This window comes from Deinococcus sp. YIM 77859 (genome assembly GCF_000745175.1).
In the GTDB taxonomy this organism is placed as follows: domain Bacteria; phylum Deinococcota; class Deinococci; order Deinococcales; family Deinococcaceae; genus Deinococcus.
Window position 1 is genome coordinate 1 of record NZ_JQNI01000001.1, and the last position, 10,058, is coordinate 10,058.

The following is a 10,058-nucleotide window of genomic DNA, read 5'->3' on the forward strand; positions in this document are numbered from 1 at the left end:
GGCACGCTCGACGTGCTCGCCAACGAATCCTACCGGCTGAACGTCGCGGGGCAGCGCTTGACCTTTGAGGAAGGCAAGAAGGTGACGGCAGAGGGCGTCACGTTGCCCGCCGCGCCCTATGTGGACAACGACGTGATGTTCGTGCCGGTGAACAGCCTCAAGAGCCTGGGGTGCACGGTGACGATCACCAGCACGCAATTCAGGGCAGAGTGCCCAGGCGGAACCAGCATCGATGGAACGCAAATCTCCTGGTAAGTTCCTGCCCCTGCCCCAGGGGTTGAGGATGGAGGTGGCCGGGTGACCCGTCCCGCGGCCCTCTACATTCGCGTCTCGAATCACCTCCTTGCCCGCGATGACCGCTACGGCTTGGCTCGCCAGGAGGCCGAGGGCCGGGCCTACGCTGCCCGCCAGGGCTTCACCATCCCGGAGGGGGCGCTCTACACCGACATCATCACCGGGCGCAGCGAGACGCGCAAAGGTCTGGAGCAGCTTAAGGCGGAGGCTGGCCGCTACAGCGCCATCATCACCAGCGAGGCGGACCGCCTGGGCCGTACACCCCTCGCCGGGCACAAAATCCTCGACGAGCTGCTGGGCCTGGGCCTCCAGGTCCACAACGCCGTGGACGGCTGGTACAACCCGGAGGACGATTCCAGCGTCCTGACCTACGACGTGCGGATGCTGCTCGCTCATCAGGAGCTGCGGCAGATCAAGCGCCGCATGCTCGGCGGCAAACTGGCCGCGGCCGAGAAGGGCGGGATCATCCCCCACCACTGGCGCTGCTACGGCTACCGCGAGGTGTTCACCCTCGAAGGCGGGCGGCCCGTCCGGCGCATCGAAGTGGACGAGGCCGAGGCGGAGATCGTGCGCGAGATTTTCCGCCGCCTCGTGGGGGGCGAGACGACCGGCAAGATCGCCGACGACCTGAACGCCCGCGGGGTGCCCAGCCCCATGAATGCCATCTGGCACCTGCAACGGGTCTGGTATATCGCGCAGAACACGGCGTACAAGGGCGAGGCCAGGATGACCCTCCGGCACGCGAAACGGGAGTTCATCTTCGCCGTGCCCGCCCTGGTGGACGCCGACACCTGGCAGCTCGCCCGCGACAGCCTGCGCCGCAAGCCGAAGAAGCACACGGACATCTTCTGGCTGAACGGCATCCTGCGCTGCGCGGAGTGCGGCGGGGCGATGAGCGGCACGAACACGCAGTCGAACCGCACCAGCTACCGGCATTACCGCTGCTCCCGGGCGTTCAAACACCGCCACTACGGGGACACACCCACCTGCTCCCAGCGCACCCACTACCGCATGAACGACCTGCACGCGCACGCCGAGCGGATCGTGCGGGAGATCGCCGAACACCCCGAGCGGTACATGACCGCCGCCGCGCCGCCCGTGCCCGACCACAGCCGCACCCTGCGGGAGATTGAGCGCCTGGAGGGGCAACTGAAGCGCTACCTCGCGGACTATCAGCGGGAGCTGCTGACCGGCGACGAGTACGCGGGACTGCGTGACGCGGCCCGGCAGCAGATCGAGGCGCTTCGGGCACAGATGGCCCCGCCGCCCGTGGTCACACTGCCGAACATGGCGGCGACACTGGAGGCGATTGGGCGGCTGGTGCGGGAGGGGGTGCCGACGCGGGAGGTGCTGCTGCGCTCGGGCACGCGCCTGAGCATCGCGCCGGGCGGGGTGCTGGAGGTGGTGCTGCGGGTCTAGCGGGAGGCTGGCCGACAGCAGAACGAATCGGGGGGTACGCTAGGGCATGAACCCCGACAGCGACCCCGGATTGCCAGATGGAGAGGATCGCCAGCGCGTCCTGCGGGCATGGCAGATCATTGGCGAACTCCTGCGAACCGAACGGGACCCGCAACGTAGAGCGGAATTGCGGCAGGCCGTCCGGCTCCTCGATGAGGCACTGGACGGCCCTCTCCCCGCGGGCAGGTAATGTGTGCTATCGGCGGGAGTTTCCGAACTCCATCTCGCCGACCTGAAACAGCAGCAGAAAATCAGGGTAGGCGTCGCGCAGGGCCACGTACTGCTCGAGCATAGGCGGCAGCACCCCCGACCCCGTTCCCTTCAACACGCTCTGCGGTACGCCCACCGACATGGGCGGAGAATAGCGTACGCCGTTCTGTTGTGGGCGGAATGGCGGTGACCCTTGAGAGGTGGGCAACAAGGAGAACCGCCCCGCGCGAAGGGCAGGGCGGTGGGAGGGAAGGAAGGGGTCAGCGGAAGAAGGGGAGGGCCTGGGCGACCTTGAGAACGGGCTGCGCCGCAGCCGAGCGGTTCAGCGACTGCTGGCCCAGGGACAGGGCCGAATCATTCTCCAGGTAAAGCCACTGCGCGGGCAGCGAGCCGGTCTTGAGGCTAAGCGTGCCGCCCTGCTTCGTGGCAGAGAGCGTGAGCGTCATCTTGTTCCAGCCCGCTTGCAGCTGCACGTTGATATTCCCCGTGACGGGGACGCCGTCCTGGGTACAGTTCAGTCGGCCCGATAGCCCCGCCGCCTTGTCGGCATAGACATATAGACCCCCTTCCATGCTGACCGACTCCAGGGTGCCGCCACTGGTCCTCACCTGGAAACCGGCGGGGGCAATCTCACCGCTCTTGCCCGCCTGCACGCGGAACGTGGCCACGTTCCCCCGCGCGTTGCTCGCTCCAGAGGTCGTGAGGCTCCCCGTGCAGCCCTCGGGCAGATCCGAAGTGAGGTCTAGGTTCGAGAGCAGCGCGGCATCCAGGCTGGGCAGCGTCAGGCTGAATCGGCCGTCGGCCGTGAGGTCAGCCGTGACGAGGTTGTCCTTGCCCTCCACCGAGACGAGAACCTTGCCGGCACCGCCCGTCCAGCTGGAGTACGTGATCGTCCCCGAGGGACTGGCGCTGAGCTCTTTGACCTGACCCGAGACCGTTTCGGGCTGCGGCGTCGAGGGCGTGCTGTTGCAGGACGCCAGCAGGAGGGTGGAACCGAGCAGCAGAGCGGCGGCTTTTTTCATACGTCTCTCACCCTATAAGCGGGCAGTGACCGGGGCAAGCAGATTTGCCCGGCAGCGTCCTCCCCCTGCACCGCGTCCCGCTCCCCTTGCCCTGCACGCAGCCTCCCGTAGCATGCGGGCATGAGTCCCGAAGTGTACGACCCTCGCATGGGCTACGATCCCCGCCGCAAGCTCACCGACGGCGACGTTCAGAGCCTCAAACCGGAGGGCTGGTGGGGAGATGACGGCAAGCTGTTTCGCGAGTTTCCCTTCGCCACGTACCAGGCCGGAGTGGATTTCGCCGTGCGGGTGGCAGCGCTCGCAGAGGCGCAAAACCACCATCCCGACCTTCACATCTTTTACCGCAGGGTGCGGGTCAACTATTTCACCCACGACGCGGGCGGAGTCACCCTGCGCGACATCGAGGGCGCGCGGGCCGTCAATGCCCTGTGGCGCGAGGTGACGGGCGCTTGAGGACGGTTCACCCCGTAGACCTCCTGTGGGACCGCGTGTCCCCACGGCGCCGGTACGAACTCACCGTGACGGTGGAGCCCTCTCACCTCGACGACCTGCACCACGTCAACAACACCGTGTACCTGGTCTGGTGCGAGCAGGTGGCCCGTGCCCACGCCCTCAGCCTGGGCATGGGCACGGACGCCCTGAGCCAACTCGGCGCCGTCCCGGTTGCCCGGCAACACGTCATCACGTACCACCGGCCCGCGCTGCTTGGCGACCGCGTCCGCCTGCGCACCGTGCTGGCCGAGCACGCGGGTGTGCGCAGTGTTCGCGCCTACAGCCTCGACCGCGCAGGCGAGCCCGGCCAAGCGGCGGAGCGCCTCGCGGAGTGTCAGACCGAGTGGGTCTGGGTGGACCCGACGACCGGGCGGCCCAAGCGTACGCCGCAAGCGGTGCTGGAGGCCTTTGGCTTTTAGGGGTGGGGAGCACGTCAGCGGTCGAGCGCCACCCGCAGCCCCAGGAGCACCATCGCCCCCCCGGTGAGCCGTTCGAGGAGGGCGCGAACGCGGGGTGTGCGAAGCCGAGACGCCAGCGTGCCCATCAGCAGAACGAGGGTGCCCAGCCACACCACACCCCAGCCGAAATGGATGAGGGCCAGCACCAAGGCCTGCGGCAGCGCGTCCTCTTCCGGCAGCACGAACTGCGGCAACACCGTGAGGTAGAAGAGCGCGACCTTGGGGTTCAGGACATTGGTGGTAAGCCCCTGGAGGAGAGCGCCGGTCAGGCTCAGCGCCCCTCCCTCGGTGGTGGGGACCTGGGCCGTGTGGCGGGCTTCTCGCCAGGCCCGCAGACCCAGATACAGCAGGTACGCGGCGCCGGCCAGTTTGACCCCCTCGTACAGGGCAGCGCTCCGAGCGAGCACCACGCTGAGCCCCAGGGCGCTGAGGGTGGCGTGGAAGAGCAGGCCGCTACACACGCCCAGCACCGCGCCCCACCCCGCCGCGCGCCCCCCCGCCAGAGCCGCGCGAATCACCAGGGCTGTGTCTGCCCCCGGCGTGACGGTCAGCAGCAGGGAAAACACAGCAAAACCGAGCAGGGTGCCGTCCATTCCCGCAGCGTAAGCGGCTGCGGTGCCCGCCGAGAAGCCCGCCCTAGGTCACCCGCCCCGCCGCCTCCACCGCCCGGTAGGCCCCGGTGTCGAGCAGTTCGCGCAGGACCTGCACCGTCGTCTCGAGCTCCGCCTCGGTGTTGTAGAGGGCGACGGGAGCGAGGCGCAGGATATCGGGGGCGCGGAAATCGGGGTGATGCCGCGTGCCCGCAGCGCGAGGCTGAGGGCGTGGGCTTGTGGGTGGGCCAGGGCGACGTGACCGCCGCGCCGGGTGGGTTCGCGCGGCGTGACCACCCGCAGTTCGGGAAGGTGCCTCTCCACCAGCGCCATCAGGTACGCGGTCAGCTCCAGGCTGCGGGCACGCACCTCGGCCAGCTCGACGGTATCAAACACGCTGAGTGCCCCCTCCAGCGCCGCGAGCGCGAGGATGGGCGGCGTGCCGAGCTGGTAGGCGCCCGCACCAGCCGCGGGGCGAAAGGTGTGGGCCATTTCGAACTGCGTCGCCTTGTCGTGGCCCCACCATCCGCGCAGGCCGGGGACGAGATGATGGTGCCGCTCGTGCAGGTAGAGGCCTCCCGGCGCCCCGGGTCCAGCATTCACGTACTTGTAGTGACACCACACCGCGAAATCCGCGCCCCAGTCGTGCAGCTCGTGCGGCACGCTCCCCACGCTGTGGGCCGCGTCCCAGCCGATCAGGATGCCGCGTTCCCGCGCGGCGCGGGTCAGCCCCGGCACGTCCAGGAGCGCTCCAGAGCGGTACAGCACCGTCGGCAGCAGGACCAAGGCCACGTCATCCGTCAACGCCGCTCGGATCTCCTCCTCGCGCAGCGTCTGGCCGTCGCGGGCGGGAATCAGGCGCAGCTCGGCGCCGAAGCGCTCGGCCCAAGCGTGCAGCGCGTACACGTCGGACGGAAAATCGAGTGCGGTGGCGACGAGGTGGCGCCGCGCACCCTCCGGACGGTAGAGGGTGGCGAGCAGGGCATGCAGATTGGCGGTGATGCTGCCCGTGGCGATGACTTCATTGGAACGCGCCCCCACCAGCCGCGCGAGGGCAGGCGACAGCGTCTCGGCCAGCTCAAACCAGTGGTCCCAGCCGCTCACCGCGTCGCGCTGCCACTCGTCCAGACGGCGCAGCACGGCAGCGCGAGCCGCGTGGGGCATCACGCCCAGGCTGTTGCCGTCGAGGTAGATGCCGGGGGGCATCGCGAAGAGGTCACGTCTCATGCCCTCTCCTCCGGCAGGGTCCCCGCAGGCAGCAGCAGGGCGCGGGCCGGGGCCCCGTCGACACCAACAAGCGGCAGCGGCAGGCACACGAGGTCGTATTCTCCATCGGAAACCGCGCTGAGGTTGAGGCCCTCCACAATGAGGATCCCCGTCTCCCGGCAGGCCTGGTGGGCGGGAAGCGTCTTGCTGGTCAGCGGATCCACGCTCGGGCTGTCCGTGCCGATGAGCCGCACGCCGCGCCGCGCCGCCTCGCGCACCAGTTCCGGGGCCAGGGCCGCAAAGTCTTGGGGAAACTCGGCCCAGTGGGCGGGCTGACCCGTGTGCAGCAGCAGCCGGGGCGGGAGGCGTGCTGGCAGCTCCGCCAGGGCGGTGGCGGGCACCAGGCCCTCCTCGGCCCGCACGGTGACCACCCGGCACGGTCCCAGGTAGGCCGCGAGGTTCACTTCGTCCAGGCGCGCCCCTGCATCGTCATAGTGCCAGGGAGCGTCCACATGGGTGCCCGTGTGGGTGCTGGTGCGCAGCTCGCCCGTGTTCACGCTGTCTCCCCGCGCGATACGGGCCAGGGGCTCGACCCGAAAGGGTGCGTCCCCCGGCCAGGTGGGATGTCCGGGGGTCAGCCGCCTTGAAATGTCGATCATGGGGAGAAGATAGCGGGAAGCGATCACGTTCCCGGTGTGCTGCCCGGAAATACCGCCACACGCCCCACCATGTAGGCGCAGCCGTACAGGAACAGGGTGACCACCGGCAGCACGCGCAGGCCGCGGCGCGGGTGAACGAGGCGCCCTTGCAGCAGCACCTCAGTGACATACAGGCTCAGCAGGGCAAAGCCCGCGTACATCCAGTGCTCCCAGTTGCGGCTGGGATCCACCGGCAGGCCGTATTTGGTGACGCCACCGCCCACATCCGTCGCGCTGGGCACCCGAGCGCCCCCACGGCCAGGACCACGCCGGTCACGACCGGCAGCAGTGTCAGAACCCAGGTCAGACGCAGCCACAGCAGAAAACCCGGCCGCACCTCGCCCCGCAGGGCTGGACCCAGACTCCACAGGAACAGCACCAGGGTGGCGAGCGCGTAGGGAGTAGGAAAAAGAAGGGCCAGCGCGCTATTGAACTGATACCCGTGAATCAGCCGCAGAAGGTCCATGTGCCCCAGCGTACCCCGTGGGTTGGGAGCCAAGGGCCCCTCACGCCGCCGGGCCCAGCGTGACCGGGGCTAGTCCACGGCGGGCAGGTGCAGCTCGGCTTCTGCGGGCAGGTAGGTGCCGGGCCGCAGGTCTGCGCCGTCCGCCACGCGGCGCAGCGTCACGCCCTCGGGCAGCGCGGCAAGGAGCACGCGCGGCCCGCTGGGTGTCACGCTCAGGCCGCGCAGCGCCGGAGCCTGCAGCGCGGCCCCCACGTCGGTGATCCCAGGGCGCAGGGTCAGGGCATGTTCGCCGTAGGGCCCGCACACGTGCAGGGTGACGCCATCGGCCCGCAGGCGCAGGGGAAGCCCCAAGCCGGCGAGCTGACCCAGCGGAGGCTGACCCGCCCGCGCCGCGCGCGCTACAGCGATGCTCAGCGAGGTCCCGGGGGCGAGCACCTCCCCTTCGCCCAGGGAGCGCCCTTCTGCGTGAATCTCCAGGTCGGGAGGCAAACGCAGCAGCCGCAGGCCCAAGCGGTCCTGCTGAAACCGCAGGCCGCTGAGGTGCGGCACGCGGGCCAGTTGCCCCAGGTCAAAGGGGCTTCCCAACGGGATGGGCACAGGCGTCGCGGTTCCGTCCGCACTCAGGAGGGCCAGCGTGCGGTCTTCGCCGTACCGCAGACCCCGAACCTGGGGCGGGGGGGCGGCGAACACGGGCGCGGGGGCGGACCGAGCGCGGGGGCGGCGCAGGAAGAGCACGAAGAGCAGCGCGGCGGCCAGCAGCCCCAGCAGCGCGCCCAGGAGGGCCAGGGGACGAGGGGCGGACAGCGCCCCACCCGTCACGGGGGGCAGGCGCAGGAGATGTCCCGCCGGGCCAACCAGGGCGGGCGTCACGCGCTGCCCGTCCACCAGAGCCGTATTGGTGAGCCTCAGGGCCACCTCACGGCCGCCGGGCAGGTGCTGCCATTCGCCGGTTAACCCTGCGGGCAGGCGCAGCGTGCCGAGGTCGGCGTCCCCCTCCAGGCGGTAGCGCAGCGTGACCGTCTCGCCGGGCGCCAGGGTCCGGTCAGCGCCGGGATTCAGCCAGCCTAAGCGGGGCGCCGAACCAACCTTGAGGCGCAGCAGCACGCGGCGGGGAAGCCCCCCCGGGGTGGCGGGCGGCGCACACAGCAGGACGGGCGTCCCAGAAAGCAAGCGTCCCTCCACCCGCAGTCGGGCCGAGCCGCCCCGCGCCTGCGCTTCCGCCAAGGCCACCCCGGCCTCCCCGGCGCCAGCGTGAGGGGCGTGCCATCGGGGAAGGGCACCGGAACGCGGGCAGGATCGCTGACCGTGGCGAGGGTATACCCAAAGCGCCCACCCCCAGCTGCGGCACCTGCCCCACAGGAACGGTCAGGCCCTGCGCGTAGCGGCTCTTCCGCAGGGCAGCCTGGGCGTCAGCGGGAATGGTGGTGCCCAGCGCGAGGTAATGCAGCGTGTCGAGCGGCCCACGAGCACGAAAGGCCCCAGCGCGCGCGCCGCCGTCTGGTCAGGGTCCGGGTCGTTATCTATGCCGTCGGTCAGGACAAAGACGGTGGTCGCGTACAGCTCGGAGGCTGCAAGCGGCGCCAGGGCCTGGGCCAGGCTGCGGTAAAGGTACGTGTTTTGTCCGTCTGCTCGCAGCGCCGCCAGATCACGGTTCCAACGGGCGTGATCGCGTGGCAAGACGTACGACCGGCGCGCGCGCAATCCGCTGTCAAAGGTGAACAGTTCGACGCGGTCCGGCCGCTCTGATCGCACGTAGGCATTGATCGCCCCCTTGACCCGCTCAAAGATGTCCGCTCGTCCGTCCCCGATCCCGCGCATGCTGCCACTGGTGTCGAGCACAAAGACGGCCCGCGTTCGGCTGGGGAGGGCGCCGCTGGGGAGGGTGCAGGCAGGAGCCGCCGGAGCCCGCCTGAGGGTAACGCCGGGCACAGCGCCGCTCGGGGACAGACTTCCCGGCTGAGCGGACGCGCCCACAAGCAGGACGGCGGCAGTGAGAGCAGCGGCAGGATGCATACAGCCTCCCTATTCTGCCCGCCGGGCGAGCGGCGTGAAGGGCTGCCCCGGCAAACCGTGCGGGCCGCTTTCCCATCACACGCGAATCAGACTGCCTTTTCTCTGCCGGGCGACACAGACAAGTCCTGACCCCTGATTACGCTTGTTACGTAATCCATTTGACCCATTTCAACTTCGGTTGTATACTGGAAAAACCTTCGGAGGCGCTCGTAGCGCCCATTTTTACCGCAATAAAGCCGTATTGCCCCGCAGTGGGAACACAGCAGGAGGACCATGACACAAGCTCCCCCCAACAGGCCAGCACCCCGGACACCTACACGGCCGACTCCATCTCCATCCTCAAGGGCTTGGAAGCGGTTCGCAAGCGCCCCGGCATGTATGTGCAGGGCGGCACCGGCGTCGACGGGTACCACCAGCTCCTGACGGAGATTATTGATAACGCCATCGACGAGGGTTTGGCCGGTTTTGCCACCGAGGTCCACGTCATCATGCACGCGGACGGCTCCGCGACCGTTACGGACAACGGACGCGGCATTCCGGTGACGTGATGAAGTCCGAAGGCCGCCCGGCGATCGAGGTGATTTTTACCGAGCTGCACGCGGGCGGCAAGTTCGGCGGGGCCTACAAGGTGTCCGGCGGCCTGCACGGCGTCGGGAGCAGCGTGGTGAACGCGCTCTCCACCTACCTTGACGTCACCGTCAACAAGGGCGGTCAGCTGCATCACATCCGCTTTGAGCGGGGCGCCGTCACCACGCCGCTGGAGGTGCTCGGCCCGACGCCCAAGGACGTCAAGTGGGCCACCAAGGTCACCTTCCACCCCGATCCCACCGTGTTCAGCGAGTTCGAGAACCTCTTTCACTATGACCGCATCCGCGGAAGGTTGCGCGAACTGGCGTACCTGACCGGGCTCAAGATCGTGGTCCGTGACGAGCGGACCAACCTCCACCGAGATCCGCGAAGAGGTGTTTTTTGAAAAGGGCGGGATCGCCAACTTCGCCCGCGCGCTCGTCACCGACGACTCCAAGCTGCTGTACGAACAGCCATTGTGATGCGCGGCACGCACAGCGGCGTCGAGGTCGAGGTGGCGTTTATCCACGCGAACACCTACAGCAGTGACAACATCCTGACGTACGCGAACATGATTCGCACCC

The 10,058-nt window shown here is 68.9% G+C and carries 11 protein-coding genes and 2 pseudogenes; 5 read left to right on the top strand and 8 right to left on the bottom strand.

All coding sequences use genetic code 11. The features are described from left to right. Together EI73_RS16470 and EI73_RS00010 are read left to right on the top strand one after the other, a co-directional pair. A pseudogene (locus EI73_RS16470) lies at window positions 1-255 on the top strand (hypothetical protein); the annotation flags it as partial. A 42-nt stretch (window positions 256-297) separates the two neighbouring features. Further along, entirely contained in the window at window positions 298-1,713 is a 1,416-nt protein-coding gene (locus EI73_RS00010) for a recombinase family protein (protein ID WP_034382894.1), read from the top strand. A gap of 235 nt (window positions 1,714-1,948) precedes the next feature. Here EI73_RS00010 and EI73_RS16125 read toward each other — a convergent pair whose 3' ends face one another. Then, window positions 1,949-2,104 (bottom strand): hypothetical protein, encoded by a 156-nt coding sequence (locus tag EI73_RS16125; RefSeq protein ID WP_156103414.1) that lies wholly within the window; start codon window positions 2,102-2,104, stop codon window positions 1,949-1,951. A gap of 118 nt (window positions 2,105-2,222) precedes the next feature. Beyond that, window positions 2,223-2,984, bottom strand: a complete 762-nt coding sequence (locus tag EI73_RS00020; protein ID WP_034382898.1) for a hypothetical protein — start codon at window positions 2,982-2,984, stop codon at window positions 2,223-2,225. 120 nt (window positions 2,985-3,104) lie between these two features. Between EI73_RS00020 and EI73_RS00025 the strand changes: the two genes are divergently transcribed. Together EI73_RS00025 and EI73_RS00030 are read left to right on the top strand one after the other, a co-directional pair. Further along, a complete protein-coding gene (locus EI73_RS00025) occupies window positions 3,105-3,437 on the top strand; it encodes a 4a-hydroxytetrahydrobiopterin dehydratase (RefSeq protein ID WP_051935335.1) in 333 nt (110 codons plus the stop codon). Further along, window positions 3,434-3,895 (top strand): thioesterase family protein, encoded by a 462-nt coding sequence (locus tag EI73_RS00030; protein ID WP_231557238.1) that lies wholly within the window; start codon window positions 3,434-3,436, stop codon window positions 3,893-3,895. Before EI73_RS00025 ends, EI73_RS00030 begins: the two co-directional genes overlap by 4 nt. Window positions 3,896-3,909: 14 nt before the next feature. Here the strand turns inward: EI73_RS00030 and EI73_RS00035 are convergent, their stop codons facing one another. From EI73_RS00035 to EI73_RS16135, 6 genes are all read right to left on the bottom strand, one after another. Further along, a complete protein-coding gene (locus EI73_RS00035) occupies window positions 3,910-4,527 on the bottom strand; it encodes a LysE family translocator (protein WP_034382900.1) in 618 nt (205 codons plus the stop codon). Window positions 4,528-4,575: 48 nt separating this feature from the next. Continuing rightward, the gene (gene kynU / locus EI73_RS00040; protein ID WP_231557239.1) at window positions 4,576-5,751 is read right to left on the bottom strand and encodes a kynureninase; all 1,176 of its coding nucleotides are present in this window, start codon (window positions 5,749-5,751) and stop codon (window positions 4,576-4,578) included. Next, window positions 5,748-6,389 carry a cyclase family protein gene (locus EI73_RS00045; RefSeq protein ID WP_034382909.1) on the bottom strand — a complete coding sequence of 214 codons (642 nt, stop codon included), beginning with the start codon at window positions 6,387-6,389 and terminating at the stop codon, window positions 5,748-5,750. Before EI73_RS00045 ends, kynU begins: the two co-directional genes overlap by 4 nt. A gap of 23 nt (window positions 6,390-6,412) precedes the next feature. Continuing rightward, on the bottom strand, window positions 6,413-6,670 hold the full coding sequence (locus EI73_RS16910) for a hypothetical protein (protein WP_369699451.1): 258 nt from the start codon (window positions 6,668-6,670) through the stop codon (window positions 6,413-6,415). Between the two features lie 293 nt (window positions 6,671-6,963). After that, a complete protein-coding gene (locus EI73_RS16130; RefSeq protein ID WP_051935333.1) occupies window positions 6,964-8,124 on the bottom strand; it encodes a hypothetical protein in 1,161 nt (386 codons plus the stop codon). Between the two features lie 135 nt (window positions 8,125-8,259). Further along, window positions 8,260-8,907, bottom strand: a complete 648-nt coding sequence (locus EI73_RS16135; RefSeq protein WP_051935334.1) for a VWA domain-containing protein — start codon at window positions 8,905-8,907, stop codon at window positions 8,260-8,262. Window positions 8,908-9,236: 329 nt separating this feature from the next. Between EI73_RS16135 and EI73_RS16895 the strand changes: the two are divergent. Next, a pseudogene (locus tag EI73_RS16895) lies at window positions 9,237-10,058 on the top strand (ATP-binding protein); the annotation flags it as partial.

Excerpts from the sequence above, each read along its gene's own strand:
- EI73_RS16125 (WP_156103414.1), bottom strand. The coding sequence starts at position 2,104 with ATGTCGGTGGGCGTACCGCAGAGCGTGTTGAAGGGAACGGGGTCGGGG.
- EI73_RS00020 (WP_034382898.1), bottom strand. The coding sequence starts at position 2,984 with ATGAAAAAAGCCGCCGCTCTGCTGCTCGGTTCCACCCTCCTGCTGGCG.
- EI73_RS00025 (WP_051935335.1), top strand. The coding sequence starts at position 3,105 with ATGAGTCCCGAAGTGTACGACCCTCGCATGGGCTACGATCCCCGCCGC.
- EI73_RS00035 (WP_034382900.1), bottom strand. The coding sequence starts at position 4,527 with ATGGACGGCACCCTGCTCGGTTTTGCTGTGTTTTCCCTGCTGCTGACC.
- kynU (WP_231557239.1), bottom strand. The coding sequence starts at position 5,751 with ATGAGACGTGACCTCTTCGCGATGCCCCCCGGCATCTACCTCGACGGC.
- EI73_RS00045 (WP_034382909.1), bottom strand. The coding sequence starts at position 6,389 with ATGATCGACATTTCAAGGCGGCTGACCCCCGGACATCCCACCTGGCCG.
- EI73_RS16135 (WP_051935334.1), bottom strand. The coding sequence starts at position 8,907 with ATGCATCCTGCCGCTGCTCTCACTGCCGCCGTCCTGCTTGTGGGCGCG.